Below are 25,089 nucleotides of genomic sequence, written 5' to 3'. Positions count from 1 at the left end.
TACCATTTTTTTGAACAATCTCTTTTTAAACAACAAACTTTACGAAGACAGCCGATTTTTAATAAATGACTCAAACTTCGCACCTAAATAATTAGGTTAAAGCCTTATGCTTATTTGATAACTCGTTGTTTCATTATGTTCCTTGACAAAATGCATCAAAAATGCAAAAAACACCTCATTCTTTGGTATAGTGTGATTGTCCAGAAAACACTACCAAACAGATTTACTCATTAGCCACACCACCATTGTATTTTCCAGATATATCGTGTTGTCGTGGCAGAATCGCTGCATACAGATCAACTTACCTTAGGTGGAATCCTCTATGGACTTTGCGATGAAGTAAACGAACTTGATTGGGCAGCCGCTTTACAGCAATTAATCGAGCTTCTTAAAGATACCCTAAAAAAGTCAAATAAAACGACCCAAAAATTAATCAAAAGTCAACTTCAGCAATGGATTAACGGTCTGCCTAACTATACAAGGCTTATTTGTCGATTTCAGTCTGCGAAGTTTGAGTTATTTAATTAGAAATTTGATAAGATAGTTCTTAAGATAAATTTACAAAGCGAGAGTGAATAAAATGCTAGATGAAAAAAGCGTGATACCACTTTACTATCAGTTAAAGGAAATATTAAAAGAGAAAATAAAGGAGGGTTCTTGGAAGGAAGGTGAAAAGGTTCCTTCAGAAAGAGAAATTATGGAAACTTACAATATTAGTCGTGCAACCGTTAGAAAAGCGTTAAGTGATTTAATGGTTGAAGGATTGATTGAAAGGAAACAAGGGGTAGGGACGTTTGTAGCTAAAAGAAAAGTGTTTGATGATTTAACAGGAGATTTAAGCTTTCTTCAACAAGCAAAAAAACAAGGTTTACAACCAAAATACAAAGTAATTGATCAAGGTATTGAAAAAGATACACCTGAACGCATTAAAAATATCTTAGAAGAATCAAACAATATTTATAGACTATTCGGTGTTTTCTCTATCGATAAAGAACCAATAATGTTATCGACAATCTATATTCCGTTAAAATTAATCCCTAATATTTTAAGTGTTGATATTGAAAATACTATATTTTATGAATATATAAAGAATGAGTATAATATTAATTTCACTCATTCTACATTAGAAATTGAACCAATTTTAATAAATAATTTTGAAGCTAATCATTTGAATACACACCCAGGAAAACCATCTCTATTATCAGAACGAGTTTTATTTGTGGAAAAAAAAGCAAAACTCGTTCAAAAGAGGATAATTCTCGGTGATAGGTGTAAATATTTCTTTACTTTAAAACAAAATACAGTTGAAAGCACAAATTATACGTTACAACTAAAGCTTGATTCGTATAACGGCTAATATATCTTAGATCGAGATATTATGATAAATATTTATTGGTATATTATTCAATGACTTCCTATCAGATACAAAAAAACCTAACATTAGTATCGGCTGACTAAAAATCATGTTTAAATACTTCTAGACAGCCTCTGGTATTACTACAGTAGTACTTGCAAAAGTAGTACCTGCAAACTCACCCATTTGAAATCCTTTAAATGAAGCTGTATTTATTCAATTACCCCCAGTAACATATCTGCTATAGGAAATTCTTCTTAAGATCGATAGAAAAAATGTTGGGGATATCTTTCTCACATTAAAATGTTATACTTGAAAGATTCCCCAACTCAATCTTTTGCTTTTTCATTTTTAAAATAGTTTTAAAAAATTATGGGGTTACAATGTTAATAGGATGATCAAAGTTATCCAAAAGTGCTAAAAATTCATTGAATTTATTTTCATCTCCAGATAGTTTCAATTTGTCAGAAGCTTGGGCTTGGTCGAGATCTAGGCCTCCAGCAGTAATTTCATAGAATGTAACTTTATCAGTTGTTAATGAAACATCTGGGTTAACATCTAACTTATTTTTCTTATTCAATACAGAATTTTCTAGGTAAATCGTATATTGGTCTTCCAAATCTGATAGGGATACATTAATGGTGATTTTTACCCCTTCAGCTTTCGGTCCGTTTAGCCTAACGGCAAGCAACTTACAAAATTCATCAAAAGGCATTCTTTGTACCATCTCTGGCATTTCTTTTGGAGCAGGTGCTTTTTTACGTAATCCATTCCTTAATTCTAATGCCCCCATAAGATAAGTGTTTCTCCAGTTAGCTGATTCGGCTTGATACCCTAATTGTTCATAAGTGTCAGCCAATAAATTTTTTGCTTCCGTATTATTTGGGTCGGCCATGACTACATGTTTTAAAACTTGAGCGACCCAACGATATTCGCCATTTTCGTAATCTGCCTTCGCTTGTTTTATAACGTTAGCTGCGCCACCCATATACTGCAAATACTTTTGACCCGATTCAATCTGAGGAAGTGCATCTAAATCAGATGGATGTCCGCTATAATATCCTAAGTAAAAATTATAAACTCCTTTGGAATTATGTTTTACAGTTCCATAATATTCTCGATTTCCCCAGTATTTACCCAGTGAATCTGGAAGTTTAAGCATTTCTGCAATCTCTTCCATCGTATACCCATGATTCACTAAACGAACTGTTTGGTCATGAATGTATTTGTATAAATCACGTTGCAATTTCAAATGTTCTATCGCTCGCTCTTTGCCCCATACCGGCCAAGCGTGTATCATTATTAAAGCATCAAGCTCTTTGTCTCCGAATAAATCAATTGTTTTGTCAATTGCTTTAACCCATTCTAAAGTGTCTCGGGTTTTTGCCCCTCTAATCGTATAAATTTGATGCATCGTTTTATTTGCATTTTCTGATACAAATAGCGCTTTATAATCTTGAATATAAAAATGCATTTCAACAGGTGCTTCAGTATTTGGAGCCAATAGAAATTGGAATGTTACCCCATCAACTTCCATTGTTTCAAATTCATTTTTTATTTCAATTGTTGGCATTTCAAAACCATATGGTGCACTACTTGAACCGAAAATGGAACCAATGCCTGTTGATAAAAATCCTTTATCACCAACAGGTAAACCATGGCCAAACTGATAAACTGCACGTCGACCCATAATTGGTCCCAACAAAACATTTTCACTGAACGCCTCTTTAGCAAAATGCTCTGGAACAATAATTGGAATGTTAGGATCCTCTGCATACTCAAGGATTGCCTTCGTGCCACCATAATGATCGGCATGACTTTGACTAATAATAATCGCGGTCACTGGCTTTTTAGGTCTATGGTTATAATATAACTCAATAGCTTCTTTTGCTGTTCGTAATCCAGATGACGTATCAATTACGATGACCCCATTTTTTCCTTCTACAAAGACTGTCGTCGCAATTGAAAGCCCGCGAACTTGATAAATACCATCAACTACTTTAAATAAACCTGATTTTGCTTGTAATTGCACATTTCTCCATAAACTTGGATTGACTGTTTCAGGTGATGTTCTATCATTTACATTTAAATTTTCTATCCTATTTTCATATGAAGCAATTAAGCCTCTATCTGCATCTTCAAAATCCTGTTTGTCTTCAAAATTAAGATACTCCATAAACTTTTCATGTACGTCCTTTGTAAAAGAGGTAGCATCTGTTGATTGGCTTGTCATTTTTACAATCCTCCTAAAATGTTTTTTGGGATAGCTATTGAGTCGCATAACCTGAATTTTTTCCTAACTTTTTTAACGAAACTTTTTTTAACGAAAGCCGTTACTCTCTCTTTATGCTCATCTGATAGCATGCAAACTACTTAACATCTTTACTCTTGACCAAGATCCGATTATTTTAAATTAATAAAAACACTTTTCACTTCAGTATAATTATCAAGTGCATAAGAACCCATCTCACGTCCGCTTCCAGATTGTTTAAAACCACCGAATGGTGACGCTGCATCTAGAACATTATAACAATTAACCCAAACGGTACCTGCTTGAAGTTTGCTAGCAACATAGTGAGCATTTCTTAAATTTTCAGTCCACAAACCGGCCGCTAGTCCATAAGCCGTATCATTTGCACGCTTAATGACTTCATCTAAATCTTCGAAAGGCATCGCTGCAACTACTGGACCAAATATTTCTTCCCTTGCAATTGTCATATTGTCATCAACTGCAGAAAAAATCGTTGGTTCAACAAAATAACCTCTATCAAAGGGCTCATTTCCGCCAGTCAACATCTCCGCGCCTTCTTCCTGGCCTTTATGAATATAGCTCATAACTTCTGATTGCTGTTTTTCAGAAACTAAGGGGCCCATCTGAGTATCACTGTCCATACCCGGTCCAAGTTTAATTCTTTTTGCATAGGAAACTAGATCAGATAAAACGTTGTCATAGACCTTTTTTTGAATAAAAAGACGAGAACCTGCGCAACATACTTGACCTTGATTAAACATAATACCCATAAGTGAACCTGGGATCGCTCTGGACAAATTAGCGTCAGGGAGAATAATGTTGGGCGATTTACCGCCTAATTCCAGAGTCACTCTTTTTACTGTATCTGCAGCTCTGCGCATGATGTGTTTTCCAACATTTGTTGAACCTGTAAATGCAATTTTATTTACCTTTTCATGCGTTATAAGAGCTTCACCAGTTGTAGCCCCAAATCCTTGAACAATATTTACAACCCCATCTGGGAACCCAGCCTCTTGGATCAACTCAGCAAGATAGATTACAGATAACGGTGTTTGTTCTGCGGGCTTCAATACCACAGTACAGCCCGTCGCAAGAGCGGCTCCAAGCTTCCAAGCTGCCATAAGTAAAGGGAAATTCCACGGAATGATTTGACCAACAACCCCGACAGGCTCATGCCTTGTGTAATTAAAGAAATTCCCTCTTACTGGTATTGTTTGTCCAACAACTTTTGTAGACCATCCTGCAAAATACCGAAAGTGCTCTATGGCAGTAGGGATATCTACGTACCTTGTTTCTTTAATAGGTTTACCGTTATCAAGAGTATCAAGTTGTGCAAGCTCTTCAGCATTTTTCTCCATTAAATCCGCAAGCTTGTAAATAAGTCGACTGCGATCAGAAGCATTGATTTTTGACCATGGCCCGTTATCAAAGGCTTCTCTGGCGGCTTCAACCGCGCGATTTACCTCTTCTTTACCTGCTTCATATACATTCGCTAATACTTCGTTTGTTGCTGGGTTTTTTGTCTCAAAAGTTTTGCCGCTAACCGATTCAACCCATTGTCCGTTTATAAACAACTTTTTATTACCTTGCAAAAACCTCGCAACTTTTGGACTAAGTTCAATAGTTTGTTCCATCGTAATTCCCTCATTCCCTCTCAGAAGTTAATTTAAATTAAAGTTTTGATTTACCATTTGTTCACAACTGTTACACCAAGTGTGTTATAATTTCCCATCTTTTCGAGGATACCACTAACTTCTTCGATGGAAACAAGATCCGTGACTAATTTACTAGGATTGAGTTTACCCGTACTAATCATTTGTAACATAGCCGGATAATTTGGTGCCTGCATACCAAATGAACCAATAAAATGCAGTTCCTTGGCTGTAATAAGATCTGTAGGTACGGACACCATTCCTTTCTCGGCACTTGATGTCATCCCGATTTGAATATGGCGACCCCGCTTTCGAAGGGAATTCACCGAATTTAAAATTGTTTCAGAAATACCGAGAGCATCAATAGAAACGTGCGCACCGCCTTTTGTAATCTGTCTAACCTCTTTCCAAGGATTTGTTTCTTTGCTGTTAATTGTGACGTCCGCTCCAACAGACTTAGCGAAATCGAGTTTGTCTTGTGCAATATCGATGGCAATCACATTCGCACCTGCAGCGCTTGCAATGTGCATGGCTGCTAAACCGATACCACCAGCTCCATAAACAGCCACCCATTCCCCTGGTTTAACTTTAGCCTGTTCGGTAATAGCATGAAATGATGTCATAAACCGGCAACCAATACTTGCACCTTCTTCAAAGCCTACGGCATCAGGCAACTTGACCAAGTTCAAATCTGCATTTGGAACAGCTGTATATTCTCCGAAGCCCCCCCAATATGAAAAACCAGGCATTTGAATGTTATCGCAAATGTTCTGATGGCCTGACAAGCATTGTTCACAAGTACCGTCACCTTGAGTAAACGGAACAATGACACGATCTCCTTTTTTGAAATTTTTGATGTTCTTTCCTACTTCCTCAACTACACCAGTAAACTCATGCCCCATCACCCATGGCATCTCTACTTTTATCCCAACCCACGTAAGATCACCCATCCACGCATGCCAATCTGAACGACAAATTCCATTTGCCATCACACGAATAATCGCACCGTTCTCATCAATTGTAGGATCTTCGACCTGTCGAACAACTAAAGGTTTTTTTATTTGCTCCATTACTGCTGCTTTCATAAATATATCCTCCTTGGGTTTAAAAAACCTATGTCAATTGGAAAAAGATTTCTTTTAATCTATAAAATCATTTTATAAACTCTACATCCTATTATGATTCCGATTCCCATTTCATACACTGACATTAAACATTGGACGGTTCTAATGCCTTTCCTATGATTAAGGTGTCTAAAGCCAAAACACCCTTCCCTTCTTCATAAACAATTAAAGGGTTTATATCCAATTCTTTTAAGTCATTTCTGTGATCCCAACAAAAGTCTGAGACATGTACTAGTGTCGAAACAAGTGCCTCAATATCTGATGGTTTCTGTCCTCTTATACCTTCTAAAATCTTATATCCCTGAATGCTTTTAATCATCTCGATTGCATCCTTACGTGTCAATGGCGCCTTCCTAACAGCTACATCTTTTAGAATTTCGACATAAATTCCACCTAATCCAAACATGATGCAGGGTCCAAATAATGGATCTTGGAAACAACCAATAAACACTTCTGTTCCTCGTTCACTCATTTTTTCTACTAATATCCCATCAATTTTTGCCGAAGGGTTGCTATCATAGCATTTTTTTATAATTTCATGATAGGATTCATTCACTTCTTTTTTAGACTTGAGATTAATTATTACCCCGCCCACATCACTTTTGTGAGTAAAATCATTTGATATTACTTTTAAAACGACAGGATAGCCAATTTCCTCAGCAACTTGAACCGCCTCAACAGCCGATTTTGCAAGTTTTCCTTTTGGGATTGAAATACCATACTTTGAAATCATTTGTTTTCCAAGAAATTCAGTGACAACTCCTTGAATAGGCCCTACTTCTTTTTGTTGTGGTTCACAACTATTTACTTCATGTTGTACCAAAGTTTCTCTGTTTTTCTGGTATTGCATAAAATTTTTTACTGCTTTAATTGCACGACTTGGAGTGGGCAACCAACATACACCGCCGGATATTAACGCATCTTTCGTCTCCTTAGAAGCACCTGTCCAACAAACCACTAAAGTTTTATTAGTTTGTTTGGAAATCTCAATTAATCCCGGAACAAGCTGAGGGGCTAAATGATGTCCAATTTGCATATAAAATATAACAGTCTCTACATTTTTATCTTCTAATAATACATTAAGAGATGCTAAAAATTTGTCTAATTCATGAAACGCCTGTGCCGTTACATCAACTGGATTTTTCACCGATGCAAATGAAGGTAACAATTCTGTTAGTTTCGAAGTTGTTTCAGGCATGAACTTTGCAAGCTTAACACCATACTCTTCACATTTGTCAGCCATTATAATTCCAGATCCCCCTGAAAGAGTCACAATACCTAATCCCCCTCTTTCACGAGAAGCCTTTGCCTTAGTAAAGATCGTTAAAGTATCTAATAATTCCTCTTCATCAGACACTTGTACAACATTCTTTTGCCTAAAGAAGCTTTCATACACAGATTGATTACCAGCTAAAGAGGAAGTATGTGAAGCGGCTGCTTCAGCGCCTTTTTTTGAATTTCCAACTTTCATCATCACAAGTGGTTTATTGTTTTCCTGAGCACTCTCAATGGCACTCTCCATTTTTTCAAGGTCTCTCGCGCCTTCAATATATCCTCCGATAACTTTTAAGTTTTCTTGCTTTGCAAAAAAGTCTACATAATCAAAGAAATCAATTGCAGCTTCATTCCCTGTCGATACAAAATATTCATAGCCTAATCCCATTTCTTTAGCCAATTCATAAGTAAAGGTACCGAAAGCACCGCTTTGTGTGATAAATCCAACAGGATCACGCTGTGTAAACTTAAGTTTTGCGAACGTTGCCATTGCACCATTACTTAAGTTAAATAAACCAATTGAGTTTGGACCACAAACTGGTATTTTAAAACGCCTTGAAAAATGTGTTAATTTTTGCTGTAACTTTTTCCCCTCTTCACCAGCTTCTGAAAAACCTGAACTAAATACAACAGCACTTTTGATTTCTCGTTCAGCTAACTTTTCCAACGATGGCAATACGTTTTGAGCTCCAACTGAAACAATAGCAAGATCAATGTTTTTTGGTAAACTCTCAATGTTGTGGTAACATTTATATCCGTTTATTTCATTATAGTTAGGGTTAACCGGGTATACATCGCCTTCATACCCACAGGATTTTAAATTTTGTAAAGGAATAGCTCCAATTTTACCTTTTCCTCCCGATGCTCCAATGATTGCAATAGATTTAGGATGAAACATGGGATTTAAGTCAATTATTTTTCTCATTATGGCACCTCAATTATTTAAACTAAGTATAAAGAACACCGAAGGAATGATGGAAAATCTATTCCTTCGATAATAAGTTCTTGAATTTTTAAAACTCTAGGTAAGGTTTATTTCTTTTTAGCTATACTTTAAGATTAGCGACTTACTCATGTTTTTTTGAGAGTTCTTTATACATATTTAATACCTCACCATAAGGTAATCCTTTTGATTCGTTATCTTTTAACCATTTTTTTTGAAATTCTTCAGAAATATTATCCCATTTTTGTTGTTCATCTTCTGTCAATTTTGATATAGTTGCGTTTTTTGATATTTCTTTAACAATTTCCTTCGTATTTTCATCTTGTGTTTTTGCAAGTTGTACTGCAACTTCCTCATTCGCTTGTGAAATTGCTTCTTTAACATCGTCAGGCAATTTATCCCAAGTTTTTTCGTTAATAATTAGTGGGTAAACCGCCGTAACCCAAAATATTTCTGTTCCAAATTTTACAATTTCATCAATACCTGATGTATTAACTGCAACCGGAAAGAGTGAAACTGCATCAACAATGCCCCTTTCCGTCGATTCATACAAATCTGGAAAAGCAATTGATACAGGTGCTGCTCCCACAAATTCAAATATTTCGTTTTCAATTCCGCCTCCAGTTCTAATCTTGAGTCCTTTTAAATCTTCTGGAGTTTTTATTTCTTTTTTTACTGACCAAAGTTCATAGGCCGGTGAAACATTAGCATATAATGGCCTTACACCATTTTTTAAGTAATCCGTTTCCAACAGAACGGGGCTTTCCTCGAGTAAATCTTTATAAGCTAATGTCCCTTGTAGTGAAGATTTATTAATCCTTGGCATTGCTGAAAGCATGTTACTTATTGGAAAAATATCAGAATTATAATTGACCAATGTAAATCCAATGTCTGCGACACCATCTTTTACTAACTTGTACTGATCTGCCGCTTTTCCTAATTGTTCTCCAGGATAATACTCAAATTGCACTTTACCATCAGTTAATTCTGTTACTCTTTCCATCCAAGGCTGAACACCATATTTAGAAAGAGGTGCAGTGTTTGCCAAAAAATTGGTTACTTTTAAAGTAATTGTTTCAGAATCATTTTTATTTGAGTTGCTTTTCTTTTCATTCTCTTTATCCGAAGAACTTGAACTGCATCCAACAGTAATGAAAGAAAAAACTGCGATTATTACCGTGTAAAGAAATAATTGTTTTAATTTCATTGTTACTCATGCCCCCTAGAATTGTTTAAAATAGAGTTAATTTTTCCTTTTTCTAAATAGTTATAAGTTAATGTCGCTTTAAACTAAGTGATGTATAATCTATTTCACCCCCTTAAATCCAGAACTACATATTATTTGGTAAAAACGTTACGATCTGCGGGAAAATGATTAAAATTAAAATCGTAAGCAGTAAAATACCAATAAACGGTATCGTGCCGTAAAATACTCTTTGTACAGAAATTCCCGTATACCTACTTGTAATAAAAAGGTTAATTCCCACTGGCGGGGTCACTAATCCGATTTCTAATAGAAGTACGACAATCACGCCAAACCAAATTTCACTGAAACCTAAACTCATCATTATAGGAAATGTTAATGGCAAGGTTAAAATAAGAGAACCAAACAAATCCATAAATAAACCAAGTATAAGATAAAAAAGAACGATTAAAGCCAGAATTGTCCATTTTGATAAACCGCTTTCAGAAATAGATGTAATAAGACTTTGACCTACCCCTGATATAGTAATGAAATATGCAAAAATATGGCCTCCAACAACGATCGTAAAAATCATTGCGGTCTGTTCAGTTGCTTCGATAAACGACTCAATAATAGATTTCAAATTGAGCCTTCTTAAGATGAGGCCTACTAACAATGCCCCAAAGGCACCGAAAGCTGCTGCTTCTGTTGACGTTGCAATACCAAAATAAATAACAGCCAAAACAAACACAACAAGCAACATCATGGGCCAAATTGTCCGTAAGGATGACCATTTTTCATTCCAAGGATGTTTATTAGTTTTGTTATTCAATTTAATAGAAGTAAAAATAATAAAAATCGATAAAAGCAAAGCAAGTAATATTCCTGGCAAAACCCCAGCAATCAAAAGTTTTCCTATAGAGGTTTCTGTTTGGACTGCGTATAGGATTAAAGGAATACTAGGTGGAATCATAACTGCCAGGGTTCCAGTTGATGAAGCAACTAGACCTGCGGCAAATGTATCCTTATATTTGGCTTTAACCATTTCCGGAATTGTAATTTTGGACATAATCGAGGTAGCAGCTACACTTGAACCAGATAGAGCGCCAAATCCCGCACTTGTTAATACTGTTGATATTCCTACTCCGCCTGGTATATGTCCAATCCATTTAAGTAGACAATCATATAAATCTTTAGCTATATTACTTTTAGAAATGAAATGAGCCATAAGTATAAATAAAGGTATCGTTGTTAAACTAAAGCCGTTAACACTACTGAAAGCAGATGTGGATAAAATTCCATTAAATGCGGTAACGCCCCCAACCATATAAATTCCTAGGGAACCAACAACAATAAGTGTGAATCCGATAGGCATGCCTATAAATAACAACAGCAACATTAGCAGAACTAAACTTAAAACTAGCATAGAGACCCCCCTTATTAAGTCAAATCTTTAGATAGTACTTTTTAGCCCTTTATTTGAATCCGCAATAGAAGGCTTCTTAGTATTTTGTTGAATCAAGATAGCAATACATTCAATTAACAATCTTAAAGAAATTGTTAACAAACCAAGCGATATAATCATAAATGCCGGTGCTAGTGGATAGTTTAAAACACCAGAGGATTTAATCCCCATTTGAAAGTGCTCTAAACCATTTAAAAAGTTCAAAATACTGATGTAGATGAAAAAAAACGCCGCAAGAAGATTTGTAATGAATGTAGTTATTTTTTTTATATTTATAGAAAATTTTTCTTCAAACATCGTCACTTTTACATGGCCGTCAACCTTATACGTATAGCTTAAAGATAGATAAACTAGCAAAACCATTAAATATTCCCCAGTTAACTCAATCGTGCCCGGTATTGGCCGATTTAAAAAAAACCGTAAAATTACATCTGTGAAAATCCATAACATCATTACAAGTAATGTAAAAGCTGATGTTGCTAACAATATTTTTTCAATTCTATTAAAAAGACTGGTTATGTGTGCCATTTTCTTCCCCCCCCAAACAATTAAAATAGGTATATAATCTTTTAAAACTCCTAATAATATAAAATAATCCCACATATTCCTGAAATAAATATTACTAACATCGGATGGGTTTTTTTAAAAATCAAAAAACCAAGCGCAATTAAAAAAACAATAAGAAAACTTGTACTCTTCCAAGAGAAAGAAGTTATTATTTCCATCGATAAGGCGAATTTAATTGCCGAGAAAATAATGAGAGCCATAATTACCGGCCTTAAACCATAAAAAACCTGTTCAATAAACTTTCTATCTTGAAAATCTTGGACAAATTTCCCAATTAGCAGAATAATGATAAACGATGGTAAGACCATTCCCAATGCTGTTAAAGCAGCTCCTGTAAACCCCGCTGTTTGAAAACCTACAAATACTGCAGCATTGATGCCTATTGAACCAGGCAACATGCCTGAAATTGCGATGACTTCAGTAAATTCCTCCACCGACATCCACCCGTGGCTTGTTACCAGGCGATCAATAAGGGGCAACATCGCATATCCTCCACCAAAAGAAAAACAACCAATGACGAAGAAATTCCAAAATAATTGAAAATAAATCATAATTACACCTCAGAAATCCTCTCTCTCGTAAATCATGACACGTTCCTTCTTCTATTTTTACGTTTCTCCTTTCTTGTAACCTTTAATTTACTGAAAATGAGTCCCACAAATCCTCCCCCTAAAATTAATAAAACTGGATTTACATTTAAAAAAATCAGGATAATAAAACTAATCAGTGCAATTACGATTGTTGTTAAATCCGAAATAGCTGTTCGTCCTATCATGTAAGCAGCATATACAATTAATGCAATGACTGCTGAAGCCAACCCATTAAATACTGCTTCAATAATCGGATTATCACGAAATGCGAAGTACATAAAAATTGCTATAATCACAATTAGTAGATTAGGCAACATTATTCCAAATAGGGCAACAATGGAACCTAATAATCCAGCTACCCTATAACCGATAAAAATTGCTGAATTAATCGCAACAGCACCTGGCGCTGTTTGAGCAACAGTTAAAATGTCAACAACTTCGTGTTCATTTAACCATTTACGCCTTTTTACAACTTCCCGCTCAATTAACGGGAGCATGGCATAACCCCCACCGAATGTAATAGGGCTTACTTTTAAAAAAGTAAAGAATAATTTATATAGCGTCTTGAGTTTCATTTCCATCTGTCTACCCCATTTTCTTCCATTTATTATCAATACCGGGGTATTAATTTTTAATCGGATTGCTCAGCAAATTCTAAGCCTACAAGATACTTTGATTTGCTATCTGAGTTTTCGCCTAAAGTTAACGAAAATTTCCCCTTGTCCCCTCTCATGATTCTTTGCTGAATAGCAACAGCATGAGCATCTGAATAAATAACTCTTTCTAAAGATAGTGCAAGTTGGCCTATTTCGACCTCTAGATACTTTGATTCAAATTCATTAATTACGACAGGCTCTATATCTAAAGTGGAATGAGTGAAATTAAGCTTACAATCTTTTTCAAGGTATTCAAATACCGCTATATTTTCCAAATCTTGCTTTAATATATTTGGAGCGTATTTGTATGGGATGTATAACGTTTCCAAAATTAGTGGATAACGATTTGCTAAACGAACGCGAATAATTTTAAAGACATTTTCTGAATCCGTTAACTCAAAAATATTATTAATGCGTCTAGATAGCCTTGTATCTATGGATGAGTACACCACTTTAGAACTAGGAGATAACCCTTGCTTTAACGCTTGCTGATTAAAGCTAAGTTCTCCAATTAAATTTTGTTCAATTTTTGATTTGGATACAAAAGTTCCTACACCTTGTTTTGTGTAAATCAATCCTTCTATCATTAACTCGCTTAAAGCCTTTCTAACTGTAGCACGGCTTACATCATATATATCCATTAATTCTCTTTCAGACGGAACTTTTGAATCTTCTTTCCAAGATCCCTCTTTTATTTTTTCTTTCAGAATTTCTTTTAACTGATAATAAAGTGGAATAATACTTTTGTCATCCAACAATAAAATCATCTCTCTTCGACAGATATTCAGTCCATTATCTTTCATTATTAAATTTAAATTCGAGAACATCAGATGATAATTCTTAGCATCCTATTTATGTCTCTTATACCTGTTCAAACACTTTTCCTCATTGACATGAAAAAGAAATCAAGAAAAACAAAGCATTAAGACCCAATTGAAACATACTTCGTTTCAAGGTATTCCTCAATTCCTTCAATTCCACCTTCTCGTCCGATACCGCTCTGCTTCATTCCGCCAAACGGTGCTTGGGGCGCAGATGGAACGCCGTCGTTCCAACCAACAATGCCATAATTTAGACTTTCGACTACGTTAAGTCCGCGACTATAATTTTCGGTGAAAACATAAGCAGCAAGCCCATACATTGTATCGTTCGCATAGTGAATCGCTTCTTCGTCACTTGCTATTTTTTGAATCGGTGCAACGGGCCCAAATGTTTCTTCGTTCATGATTATCATCTCTTTTGTTACATCCGCTAAAATAGTAGGATAATAAAAATAAGCGTTATCTTGTTGTTCCCCTTTTCCACCTAGTAGACATGTTGCGCCTCGATTTAAAGCATCTTGAACATGCATGTTTATTTTGTCATAGCCGGATTTGTTAATGATTGGACCGACTTCAATACCTTCTTCAAGTCCATTTCCAACTTTTAGTGTTTCTACTGCTTTTATAAATTTTTGAATGAAATCGTCATAGATGCCTTCCTGGACATAAATTCGATTACCACATATACAGGTTTGTCCGCCATTCCGAAATTTGGATAGAAGAACACCTTTTACAGCTTTTTCAACATTTGCATCATCCAGAATAATAATCGGGGCATGTCCACCAAGCTCCATGGAAATTTTCTTTACTTGCTCTGCACTCTGTTTAATAAGCAGCTTCCCAACGGCTGTAGAGCCTGTAAATGTAATCTTTGAGACTTTCGGATTTGCCATAAATTCTTCACCTATTTGAACTGGTTGTCCTGTTATCACGTTGACAACACCTTTTGGAATACCTACCTTTTCACATAGCATAGCAAGCATTAAAGCGGTAAGCGGTGTTTCTTCAGCCGGTTTTAAAATGAATGTGCATCCTGCTGCAAGTGCTGGTCCCAGCTTTCTTGTGATCATCGCAGCCGGGAAATTCCATGGTGTAATCGCTGCCACAACCCCAACAGGCTGCTTTATTAGCATCATTCGTTTATCTTTCGTATGTGAAGGAACCGTCCGACCGTATACGCGCTTCCCTTCCTCTGCAAACCATTTAAGAAATTCAGCGGCGTATTGTACTTCTCCTTTTGATTCAGAAAGAGGTTTTCCCATTTCAATTGTAATTAGCTTAGCTAGTTTATCTTTATTTTCAACCATCATTTCGTACAGTTTTTCCAAATATTCGGCACGTTCGTAAGCAGTTAAAGTAGACCACTCAAGAAATGCGCTATAAGCAGCATCAATCGCTTCTCTCGTCTCTTTCACTCCTGCATTTGGAACAGTTCCAACGATCTCCCCTGTCGCCGGGTTGGTGACGTTAATTTTTTCTAACTCACTCCCCATCCATTCACCATTTATATAGAGTAATTTATCCATTAACATCGCCTCTTTTAAAATTAGATACAGTTCGTATAATGTCTATATAGGAATTTGTTTGTATTTTTCAATTCACTTAATAGAGCAGACAAAACTAAATGGAATGTTCTTCAAGTTGTTTTCGGATGTGGCCTGGAATAGGCTCTTTTGACTGAGTTTTTAAATTAAAATTGACGTAAACTGCATTTCCTTTCACACATAGTTCGCCATCCTGATGCAGTTCTTCATACAGGACGAAACTCGTATTTCCGATGCTTTTCACCCATGTTTTCACAACCACTTCCTTGCCATAAAAAACTTGCTTGACATAATCAACAGATGTGTGCAAAATAACACATCGCCAATTCTCAAAAGAAAAATCAGGTGTAAACATCTCAAAGATTTTATTTCTTCCTGCTTCAAACCAAATGGGTATTGTTGTATTGTTAATATGTCCAGCTCCATCAGTTTCACTTACACGTGGTTCAATTCTTGTTTCAAACATTTTGTTCCTCCTGATTTATTTTGAAGGGATTACACCTTCAAAAGCAGCTGTATAAATGTTTCGAATATCCTGTTCTAAAAGCGGCATCGGACTCCTGGCTAAAAGGCGCGTTTGCTTATATGCATCTTCTGTCAATGAATCGATTGCGGTCTTTGGTATGTCAAATCCTTGTAAAGTTTGTGGGATGCCAACATCCTTAACTAGCTTACTTAAATATGAAACAAACTCCTTGGATGCCTCTAGCTTCGTCAATTGATTTTCTCCGGTTAATACGTAATAGAGATGAGCCATCCTCTCTTCGGAACTTGAACGTATGTATCCCATAACATATGGAAGTAACACAGCATTGGATTCTCCATGGGCGATATGAAATTGGCCTCCGAGTGGATAAGCAAGCGCATGAACCCCACCTACACCAGCATTAAAAAAAGCGAGTCCCGCTATATAACTTCCCATTCCCATGTCATTCCGTGCTTCTTGATCAGAACCATTATTAACCGCTGCTCGAAGCGATCGTCCAATTAGTCTTACAGCTTGAATCGCCAAACCATCAGAAGTTTCACTAGCATCCACAGATAGATAGGCTTCAACCGCATGTGTTAAGGCATCAACTCCGGTTGCCGCTGTCACTCTGGGTGGAACTGATAGAGTAAGTTCGGGATCGATGATTGCAACATCTGCTAAAAGCAAATCATTTGTCACGACATCTTTCGTTGACTCCAGAGAGAGGACAGATATGTTTGTCACCTCTGAACCTGTACCAGAAGTAGTAGGAATTAAGATTTTTGGAAGGCCTTTCTTCGTTACTTTCTTCGAACCTGTTAAATTTAAATAATCTGAAACCTGGCCTTCATGCACCGCTAAAACTGCAGCAAGCTTCGCCAAATCAAGAGTGCTTCCCCCTCCAAGTCCGATTACAAGATCAAATCCACCTTCTTTTGCATAGTCTACGAGATTTTGTCCACATTGAAGAGAAGGTTCTGGTTGAACATCAGTAAAGAAACTAATCTTGTAACCCTCTTGAGCAATTGGTTTAGTCACCTTATCAACGAGCCCAATATCCATTAATATTTGATCAGTTATGCAGAGAATATGATTTGGTTTATATTTTTCAACTTCTGAAAGTAACTCACTTGTAGCCCCCCATCCTGTATAACTTAATGTTGGAAATACTAGCTTTGTAATTGTCATCTTTTCATCCCCTGTCTTCTTAGACTACTGAAGCTCTCGCCCTCTCTTATAAACTGTTCAACTTCTACTTTCAAGTCACTTGTTTATCGGTTGAGAGAAGAAGAATTTGATAGAACTTCCATACATCATATTGTTATCCCATTAGGTTGTACGTACCACTGATTAATAGATAGTTTATTATTATTTTTATTGTTTGTCAAACAAATTTCGGCATTTTTTTTATTTAGTTAACCGTCTTTCAAAAAATTTAATTTGATCGATGAACTCTCTAATTTTTCAGTACTTTATATGAACTCACAACTTGGAATCTTGGTAGGAAAGAGGTTTTTTGTTATTTTTGTCATATTTTGGTATATTTGTAGATTTATATGGTAAAATAAGTATTAAATTGCTTAAGATGCGAGTGACTCTATGTATTTGAGAAAAGTGAATAACAAGAAAACAGGACGAATTTATTTATCCAAAAAGCGAGTTGTAGCTATCTAAAAGACAATTATTATTTATTTGATTATATGGACAGCGTCCTGGTTGATTAAGGAGTAGAATTGGATATCGATTTCGGAAAGAAAATTTCAGACGCTGGAAGAAATAAAAAAATTTTAGGTTCGTTCATAAAGGGATAAAATACACTACAACTTTTGGACAAACAAAAGCAGCCTGAAAACCAGTAATCACATGAGGTTCAGGCTGTTTTTTAACTCGTATAGCTGCAAAAGTCAGGGTATTATTCTTTAGACTTGTCATAAAGTTTCCCATGGATCTTTTGTGCTTTTTCAAATAACGTCAATTTTAACGCTTCCATCTTGTAACAAATTTACCTCCCTAGCAACGTCCCCCCATCCACAACAAGCGTCGTTCCTGTCACAAACGATGCTTCATCCGATGCTAAGAACAACATCGCATTCGCTACTTCTTCAGGCTGACCAAGCCTTCTCAGGGCATTTGCAGTTGATAGGACGGGCCATTTTGATGTCTTTTTCCAATCATCTGTAATCGGTGTATCAACAATCCCCGGCGCAATGGCATTTACACGGATATTGTGTTTCCCGAATTCTAATGCTGTACTTTTTGTCACGGCGATAACCCCGCTTTTTGCTGCTGTGTAAGCGGCGAGAAGTTTTTGTCCTTTTATGCCAGCGACACTTGCTGTATTGATTATCGAGCCGCCATTGTCAATCATTTCAGGAATGGCGTATTTCATGCCGAGATAGACGCCTTTCATAGAGACGTCAACCACTTTATCCCATGTCTCAACCGGCACGTCGGGAATTTTTGCTTCGATATGTGAAATGCCGGCATTGTTCACCATAATATCGATCTTTCCGTATGTATCAACGGCTTTTTTAACAAGCTGCTCGACTTGTTCAGGTTCCGTCACATCAGTGCGAAGAAATTCAGCATGTCCCCCGTTGTCTCTTATCATTTGTGCTGTCTCTTGTCCCGTTTCTTCATTCATATCCGCAACCATCACGTTTGCGCCTTCTTTAGAAAACCGAATTGCTGTCGCTCTCCCGATTCCACCGCCGCCACCTGTGATAACCGCCACTTTATTTTCTAATCGCATCCAATCACCTTCTCTTTTAAATATTTTTTACCGATTGAAAAACTACATCAGGATTCTTTCTCAAAATATTTGCTGGCTTTAATATTTCTTTATTAAATCTTGTAGACAAGTATTCGAGCCGATCGATAACTTCGTTTAAGTCGAGCTTGCTTACATATTCAATGGGGCCCGCCTTATAACCCGTGCCAAGTACCATTGCGGTGTCGATGTCTTGTGGATCTGCAATCTCATCTTCAATTAATTTCGCTGCTTCATTGAATTTGACGATTTCAAGATCCTCAATTTTAATTTTGTCGGTCCTTTTGGCAATGTCAATTGAAGGTTTTCCATTTGACCAGTCATAATAGCCTTTGCCGGTTTTTTTGCCGAATTGTTTTGCTTCTAATTTTTCGAGAAGCTTTTTGTTTGGTGCGTAATCTGGATGAAGCACTTTTTTTCGATATTGGGCTGAAAAGTTTACGACATCAAGGCCGATATAATCCGACAGTTCAAAATGGCCAATCGGAAGACCATGGTATCTCATTAACGCATCAATTTCTTCCGGTTCAGCAATCTCTTCATCGACGACGGCACCTAAATATACACGAACAGGGCCATTAATGCGGTTCACAATAAATCCCGGGCTATCTTTTTCCACCCGAACTGGAATTTTGTTCAGTTTGACGCATAAATCATAAGCCGTCTGCATTGTTTCTTTGCTTGTGTCTTTGCCGCTAATGACTTCAACAATTTTCATTAAGACGACAGGAATGAAAAAATGAAGCCCTACAATACGTTCTTTACAACGGGCACGCTCTGCGATTGAAGAGATAAACATATTTGATGTGTTCGTTGCCAGAATCACATCCTTTGATGTAAGTTCGTCTAACTGCTGGAATACATCTTGCTTAATCTCTAGCACTTCCGGCACCGCTTCGAAAACGAAATCAACATTTGATACCGCTTCTTCCAAATTTGTAGTGGGAGATAAATTATTTTTAAACTCTTGTGCATCGTTTTCGGAAATTTGGCCTTTGGATGCCATCTTGTCCAAACCTGCATGAATTTTGTTCGTTCCCATCTGCAAATTGCTTTTGTCATTGTCATATAAATAAACGCGTAAGCCTGCAAGTAAAGCCGACTGGGCAATCCCATGTCCCATGCTTCCCGCACCGATAACAGCAATTTTCTTGATTTTTTCCACTGCCATAGAATTTCTCCCTCTATTTTGTTTTTCATTTAGAACTTATCATAATATTCTGTACTTGTAAAACAATTTTGAAAAACCTCATTCCCTTATTCCTCCCATGATTAAAATGTATATTTTGTCGCTTAAAGCCAAAATTATAAGCAAACATGTCATGTATGATGTTATTTGATTTTTACAGGAGGAAAACATATGCCCTTGAACGTTACTCAAAAACTGATTAAAAGTCATCTTCTCTCTGGAGAAATGACGCCTGGTGAAGAGATCGGCCTTAAGATCGATCAAACATTGACGCAAGATGCTACGGGAACAATGGTTATGCTGGAACTTGAAGCGATGGGGCTGGATCGGGCGAAAACAGAAGCTTCGGCGCAATACGTTGACCATAACATTATCCAAGAAGACAGCAAAAATCCCGACGACCATTTATTTCTAAGAAGTGCGACCCAGCGATTCGGCTTATATTACAGCCGTCCTGGAAATGGCGTTAGCCACCCTGTTCATATGCAAAGGCTTGCCAAACCGGGGAAGACGCTGCTTGGCTCGGACAGCCATACGTGCGCAAATGGATGTATGGGTATGCTTGCCATGGGGGCGGGCGGCATTGATGTTGCCATGGCGATTGCAGGCGAGCCTTTTTACGTAAAAATGCCGAAAGTCTGGGGGATCAAATTAACAGGTGAATTGCCGGATTGGGTGAGTGCGAAGGATGTGATTCTTGAGCTGCTCCGGCGCCACGATGTAAAAGGCGGTATCAACCGAGTTATCGAATATTACGGGCCCGGTTTGAAACAACTGAGCGCTATGGATCGCCACGTGATTGCAAACATGGGCGCAGAGTTGGGAGCAACCGGAACAGTTTTCCCATCAGATGAAGAAATTAAACGATTTTTAAAAGAGCAAGATCGGGAAGAAGATTGGATTGAACTTGTGGCTGATGAAGGAGCTTCGTATGATATTGATGAAGAAATTAACCTTTCTGATTTAGAGCCTCTCATCGCAAAACCGTCAAGCCCCGGCAATGTTGTGCCTGTTCGCGAAGTGGCTGGTGAACCGATCTATCAATCGTATATTGGGTCATCCGCTAACCCGGGGTATCGTGATTTCGCCATTGCAGCAGAGATTGTAAAAGGCAAGCAGATTGCTGAAGGGATTTCATTCGATATTAACCCAACTTCAAGGCAAATGTTAACAGACCTTGTGAAAGAAAGCCATATTGCAAGTTTGCTTCAAGCAGGCGCCAGGCTACACCAAGCTGGCTGCAATGGCTGTATTGGTATGGGCCAAGCACCAGCAACAGGGCGCAATAGCTTGCGGACGACACCAAGAAACTTCCCTGGCCGCTCAGGAACGAGAGAAGACAGCGTATTTTTATGCAGTCCAGAAACAGCTGCTGCTTCAGCTTTGACAGGGGTTATTACCGATCCTCGTACACTTGGAATGAAATACCCTAAAGTGAAGGAACCTAGAAAACCAACGATTGATGTAACTTTGTTAGAAGCTCCTCCACCTATGGATCAGGCAAAAACCGTCCAGCTTCAGAAAGGGCCAAACATTGCTTCCATTCCTGAAATGGACGCACTCAAAGATACGCTTGAAGTCCCCATTTTATTAAAAGTCGGCGACAATATCTCAACCGATGAAATTTTAGCCGGCGGGGCACGGGTTCTTCCTTATCGAAGCAATTTACCTGAAATTAGTAAGTTTACATTTGAAATTGTGGATGACACGTATTATACAAGAGCGATGAATAGTAGGGATCAAGGCGGTCATGCCATTGTTGGCGGGTTCAATTATGGACAGGGCTCAAGCAGGGAGCACGCAGCCCTTGCCCCGCGATTCCTTGGATTAAAAGTCGCGATTGTCAAAGACTTCGCACGGATTCATTGGCAAAACCTCGTGAATTTCGGTATTTTGCCTGTCACTTTTGTCCATGAAGAAGATTATGACAAGCTTGAACAAGGCGATGTCCTCATATTTTCAAATGTAAGAAAAGCACTCCAGCTAAGAAATGAACTGCATGTTGAAGTAAAAGATAAAAATTTTTCTTTCAGTGTTACGCATGCATTATCTGAACGGCAAATTGACATTATGCTTAAAGGCGGACTAATTAATGTTGTAAAAGATAGGCAGCAAATGGTTAATGCTTAAAGACTCCGCTAATCAGTAATGTTGAAATTCCCGCGGGGCAATTTACCTTTCGAGAAACAGGTTTTTCTTACGAAAAAAAGGTTCTCTCCAAGCAAAATCGCCCCGCTAACATTTCGTTAATCTAAAAGTCAAAATAATAATGAAAGGAGATGACCCGACATGGCAGTAAATCGAGAACACATTTGCAAAGCATGTGATGGAACAGGAATGCTGGCAGATGACGAAGCGTGGAAATACACATGTTCTGTCTGTAATGGCGACGGTGTCGTCATGCCTGGAGAAAACACATCCCCTGAAGCACCGTTTTCCGTTGATGAAACGAACCGTACACTTGAATAATCACGAAAGCCATGCCCTTCGGTTTCAGGCATGGCTTTCAGCTTATTGCAGTGTTTTATTTTGATCTTGATTAATCTCTGTGAAGATATTTTCGTTAGAGGATTTTGCTTGAAGCTCCATATGCCCTGTTTGAATCAGTTGGATAATCTTTTGGATATCTTCTTTTGTAGCCGGTTGTTTCTCCGGTTTTAACGTATACCCAATCTGTCCACTTGTTTCCAATGTAGCGTACTGAACATCTGTTATCGCTATAATTCCAGATTGTCTTAATCGTTTTTCTAATTTATCAACGGTTAACCTAAATTTTTTTAAGTTTGCTTTATTCAACACACCATTTTCAATGACAGGAACCGCTTTCCCAGTTATAAGAGATTCCGATTTATTAAATGTAAGTTCAATGTATTCTGTTAAGATTAAACAGGCGATAAGAACAGCAGCCAAAACAAAAGTGACCCATAGTCCATTTCCTGTTACCGGTTGGATAATCAATGTGCCTATCGCAATCACAATGACAGTTTCAGGAATCGTCATTTGCGAAATGGATTTCCTTCCGCCAATTCTTAATAAAACTGTTCCAACAATAAAAATAAGTACGGTTTGCCAAATTAAATTGAAATTCATTTTCATTCTCCTTGTACAGTTGATGTGTTTATTTTCTGTACAAAGATACATTGCTATCCGTAAAATGACATGTTAGTTTCCTGATTCCAGCGATTCCTTTAATATCAATGGGTCTTCACCAGTATTTTGGATTCCGATATAGTTTTCCCTTTATCATCGGTATTTCTTTAACTTATTCACGAGTGACGACTGACTGATTCCAAGTGCTTTCGCTGCTTTTCTTGTCGTTTTGTATGTTTCCATCTTTTCCAAAATAATTTCCTTCTCCACTTCTTGTAGTATCTTTTTTAATGATAAGCTTTCAGTAATGTCTGAATGTTCGGAAATAAATGGTAACTCACTCCAACTAATTTCATCATGTCCAGATGTCACAACGAGTCTTTCGATAATATTTTCCATCTCCCGAATGTTCCCAGGCCAACTGTATCGTTCAAGTAATTCAATTACACCTGGTTGAAAATGCTTATTAAGCTGATATTTTTGGTTTGCACGATTTAAAAACATATGCGCAAGTGGTGCAATGTCATCCACACGCTCTCTTAAAGGGGGTATGTGGATCGGAACGATATTTAATCTATAAAACAAATCTTCACGAAATTTTCCCTTCTGAACGAGCTTCCCCAAATTTTTATTTGTCGCTGAAACAACACGTACATCGACTTTAATATTTTTTCTGCCCCCAACTCTCCTAATTTCAAATTCTTGAAGCACCCTAAGCAATTTTACTTGTAAATCGAGTGGCATATCTCCAATCTCATCCAAAAAAATTGTCCCGCCATTCGCTTCTTCAAATAGCCCCGGTCTTCCACGTTCATCCGCTCCGGTAAAGGCTCCTCTTTCATATCCAAAAAGTTCCGACTCTAATAAATGATGCGGGATTGCAGCGCAATTTATTTTAATCAATGGGTTATCTGAGCGTAAACTTAGACGATGAATAAGTTTTACAATAACTTCTTTCCCAACACCTGATTCCCCTAAAAGAAGTACAGTTGAATCAACTTTTGCAATTTTATTTACTAAGTGAATGATTTTGTTCATTTTCTTGCTTTCAGCAACAACCCCATCAGGTACCATATGCTTTGGTAGTTGATTATCCTTATCTGAACTTTTTGGTTTTTTCTTCTTTTTTAAAGCAATGGAAAGCAATAAATCCATCTTTAAATTATTTAACTGTGATATATCACGTATATTTTCGACAACATATTCTATTTTCCCGTCGTCGTTCAATATAGGACTACCTGTTATAAGTACTTCATTGCCACGAATACTGACGACATCCGTTACCGTTCGCTTTTCTTTCAATACTTTTAAAAAAACGGAATTCGAGATAATTCCTTCTTCCAATAAATGGTAAATATTGCTTTCAAAGAATTCTTGAGAGTCGTATCCGGTTATCCTTTCCGCAGCTTTATTAATGGCAACACCTTTTCCTTCTATATCGAAAACGCATAACCCGTCATAACTATAATTAAAGACATTATAATAAAGTTGCTCCACCTTACTCACCTCCTCTAATTTTAAGAAAACAAAAAGTGATTAGTTTTTTAATCACTCATTATATCTTTTATAATAAATAATTTAGAAATGTTTGCAAGCGGTTACAAAATTTAATTAGGACAAAAAAAGCCTTCGCCCATTAATACAGGAGAAAGCTAGAACAACACTTAAAGTTAAAGTTCGTTTTTTTCCAATTGGTTTTGTCACCCACCGCAATCTATTCTTCAGCTGTCGTTTATCCCTCCATTTATGTTCATTATTGATTCGGTTTTTTCCACCGGTTTGTAACATCTTCAGCAAAGTCAAGATACGAACGAATAGGTAAAATTTCATCAATCACTGCATAATCTGATAAAGGAAGTCCCGCCATAAAGACACGATCGATTTCGTCGTGAGAATCTGCATCATAAATAAGAATGACTTGACGTGAACCAGCAACTTTATATGCATTCATAATTTTCTTCCGTTCAATTGCCTTTTTGGCAAACTTTGCTTCCTTCTCCCAAACTTCCCACAGTTTCTCCGTTGTCAACTCTTTCTGATTAACGCTTACTTTGATAAAAAATAACATAAAGCTACCCCCTTTTGATATGAAAATAATATCTACTTGAAAACACAATGTCTTGATTTGTCAAGTACCCGGAAACAA

At 37.1% G+C, this 25,089-nt stretch carries 21 protein-coding genes and 1 pseudogene; 4 read left to right on the top strand and 18 right to left on the bottom strand.

Going from position 1 to position 25,089, the window contains the following annotated elements; all coding sequences use genetic code 11:
* Nucleotides 1-220 precede the first annotated feature (220 nt).
* Nucleotides 221-515: pseudogene (locus tag DCC39_RS11160) on the top strand (IS4 family transposase); the annotation flags it as partial.
* A 65-nt stretch (nt 516-580) separates the two neighbouring features.
* A complete protein-coding gene (locus DCC39_RS11155; RefSeq protein WP_116554986.1) occupies nt 581-1,357 on the top strand; it encodes a GntR family transcriptional regulator in 777 nt (258 codons plus the stop codon).
* 367 nt (nt 1,358-1,724) lie between these two features.
* Here DCC39_RS11155 and DCC39_RS11150 read toward each other — a convergent pair whose 3' ends face one another.
* The 15 genes from DCC39_RS11150 to DCC39_RS11080 all read right to left on the bottom strand — a co-directional run bounded on the left by DCC39_RS11150 (nt 1,725) and on the right by DCC39_RS11080 (nt 19,835).
* Nucleotides 1,725-3,587, bottom strand: a complete 1,863-nt coding sequence (locus tag DCC39_RS11150) for an alkyl/aryl-sulfatase (RefSeq protein WP_165820845.1) — start codon at nt 3,585-3,587, stop codon at nt 1,725-1,727.
* Nucleotides 3,588-3,757: 170 nt separating this feature from the next.
* Nucleotides 3,758-5,239, bottom strand: coding sequence for an aldehyde dehydrogenase family protein (locus DCC39_RS11145; RefSeq protein WP_116554984.1), 1,482 nt, complete (start codon nt 5,237-5,239; stop codon nt 3,758-3,760).
* Between the two features lie 50 nt (nt 5,240-5,289).
* Entirely contained in the window at nt 5,290-6,342 is a 1,053-nt protein-coding gene (locus DCC39_RS11140) for a zinc-dependent alcohol dehydrogenase family protein (RefSeq protein WP_116554983.1), read from the bottom strand.
* A 124-nt stretch (nt 6,343-6,466) separates the two neighbouring features.
* On the bottom strand, nt 6,467-8,581 hold the full coding sequence (locus DCC39_RS11135; RefSeq protein WP_116554982.1) for an acetate--CoA ligase family protein: 2,115 nt from the start codon (nt 8,579-8,581) through the stop codon (nt 6,467-6,469).
* A 142-nt stretch (nt 8,582-8,723) separates the two neighbouring features.
* A complete protein-coding gene (locus DCC39_RS11130) occupies nt 8,724-9,806 on the bottom strand; it encodes a TRAP transporter substrate-binding protein (RefSeq protein ID WP_116554981.1) in 1,083 nt (360 codons plus the stop codon).
* Nucleotides 9,807-9,930: 124 nt separating this feature from the next.
* Entirely contained in the window at nt 9,931-11,208 is a 1,278-nt protein-coding gene (locus DCC39_RS11125; RefSeq protein ID WP_116554980.1) for a TRAP transporter large permease, read from the bottom strand.
* Between the two features lie 27 nt (nt 11,209-11,235).
* Nucleotides 11,236-11,775 (bottom strand): TRAP transporter small permease, encoded by a 540-nt coding sequence (locus tag DCC39_RS11120; protein ID WP_165820844.1) that lies wholly within the window; start codon nt 11,773-11,775, stop codon nt 11,236-11,238.
* Nucleotides 11,776-11,825: 50 nt separating this feature from the next.
* The gene (locus tag DCC39_RS11115; RefSeq protein ID WP_116554978.1) at nt 11,826-12,365 is read right to left on the bottom strand and encodes a chromate transporter; all 540 of its coding nucleotides are present in this window, start codon (nt 12,363-12,365) and stop codon (nt 11,826-11,828) included.
* A gap of 32 nt (nt 12,366-12,397) precedes the next feature.
* Nucleotides 12,398-12,985 carry a chromate transporter gene (locus tag DCC39_RS11110; RefSeq protein WP_116554977.1) on the bottom strand — a complete coding sequence of 196 codons (588 nt, stop codon included), beginning with the start codon at nt 12,983-12,985 and terminating at the stop codon, nt 12,398-12,400.
* 50 nt (nt 12,986-13,035) lie between these two features.
* Nucleotides 13,036-13,827, bottom strand: coding sequence for a GntR family transcriptional regulator (locus DCC39_RS11105; RefSeq protein WP_205948500.1), 792 nt, complete (start codon nt 13,825-13,827; stop codon nt 13,036-13,038).
* Nucleotides 13,828-13,982: 155 nt separating this feature from the next.
* Nucleotides 13,983-15,407, bottom strand: a complete 1,425-nt coding sequence (locus DCC39_RS11100; RefSeq protein WP_116554975.1) for an NAD-dependent succinate-semialdehyde dehydrogenase — start codon at nt 15,405-15,407, stop codon at nt 13,983-13,985.
* A 94-nt stretch (nt 15,408-15,501) separates the two neighbouring features.
* Nucleotides 15,502-15,891: an acyl-CoA thioesterase gene (locus tag DCC39_RS11095; protein ID WP_116554974.1), complete on the bottom strand. Its 390-nt coding sequence runs from the start codon at nt 15,889-15,891 to the stop codon at nt 15,502-15,504.
* Between the two features lie 15 nt (nt 15,892-15,906).
* A complete protein-coding gene (locus DCC39_RS11090) occupies nt 15,907-17,082 on the bottom strand; it encodes an iron-containing alcohol dehydrogenase (RefSeq protein WP_116554973.1) in 1,176 nt (391 codons plus the stop codon).
* A gap of 814 nt (nt 17,083-17,896) precedes the next feature.
* The gene (locus tag DCC39_RS11085; RefSeq protein WP_116554972.1) at nt 17,897-18,646 is read right to left on the bottom strand and encodes an SDR family NAD(P)-dependent oxidoreductase; all 750 of its coding nucleotides are present in this window, start codon (nt 18,644-18,646) and stop codon (nt 17,897-17,899) included.
* A gap of 16 nt (nt 18,647-18,662) precedes the next feature.
* Entirely contained in the window at nt 18,663-19,835 is a 1,173-nt protein-coding gene (locus DCC39_RS11080) for a 3-hydroxyacyl-CoA dehydrogenase (RefSeq protein ID WP_116554971.1), read from the bottom strand.
* A 189-nt stretch (nt 19,836-20,024) separates the two neighbouring features.
* On the opposite strand from DCC39_RS11080, the gene DCC39_RS11075 reads away from it, so the two are divergent.
* Together DCC39_RS11075 and DCC39_RS11070 are read left to right on the top strand one after the other, a co-directional pair.
* Nucleotides 20,025-21,983: an aconitate hydratase gene (locus DCC39_RS11075; RefSeq protein WP_116554970.1), complete on the top strand. Its 1,959-nt coding sequence runs from the start codon at nt 20,025-20,027 to the stop codon at nt 21,981-21,983.
* Nucleotides 21,984-22,142: 159 nt separating this feature from the next.
* A complete protein-coding gene (locus DCC39_RS11070; RefSeq protein ID WP_116554969.1) occupies nt 22,143-22,322 on the top strand; it encodes a hypothetical protein in 180 nt (59 codons plus the stop codon).
* Nucleotides 22,323-22,364: 42 nt separating this feature from the next.
* Here DCC39_RS11070 and DCC39_RS11065 read toward each other — a convergent pair whose 3' ends face one another.
* From DCC39_RS11065 to DCC39_RS11055, 3 genes are all read right to left on the bottom strand, one after another.
* On the bottom strand, nt 22,365-22,943 hold the full coding sequence (locus tag DCC39_RS11065) for a DUF421 domain-containing protein (protein WP_116554968.1): 579 nt from the start codon (nt 22,941-22,943) through the stop codon (nt 22,365-22,367).
* A 153-nt stretch (nt 22,944-23,096) separates the two neighbouring features.
* Nucleotides 23,097-24,440 carry a sigma-54 interaction domain-containing protein gene (locus DCC39_RS19615; RefSeq protein WP_276309914.1) on the bottom strand — a complete coding sequence of 448 codons (1,344 nt, stop codon included), beginning with the start codon at nt 24,438-24,440 and terminating at the stop codon, nt 23,097-23,099.
* 256 nt (nt 24,441-24,696) lie between these two features.
* Nucleotides 24,697-25,011: a muconolactone Delta-isomerase family protein gene (locus DCC39_RS11055; RefSeq protein ID WP_116554966.1), complete on the bottom strand. Its 315-nt coding sequence runs from the start codon at nt 25,009-25,011 to the stop codon at nt 24,697-24,699.
* Nucleotides 25,012-25,089: the final 78 nt, after the last annotated feature.

This window comes from Pueribacillus theae, from assembly GCF_003097615.1.
In the GTDB taxonomy this organism is placed as follows: Bacteria; Bacillota; Bacilli; order Bacillales; family UBA6769; genus Pueribacillus; species Pueribacillus theae.
The sequence above is the reverse complement of the archived record's forward strand: the minus strand, read 5'-3'. Positions and strand labels throughout refer to the sequence as shown.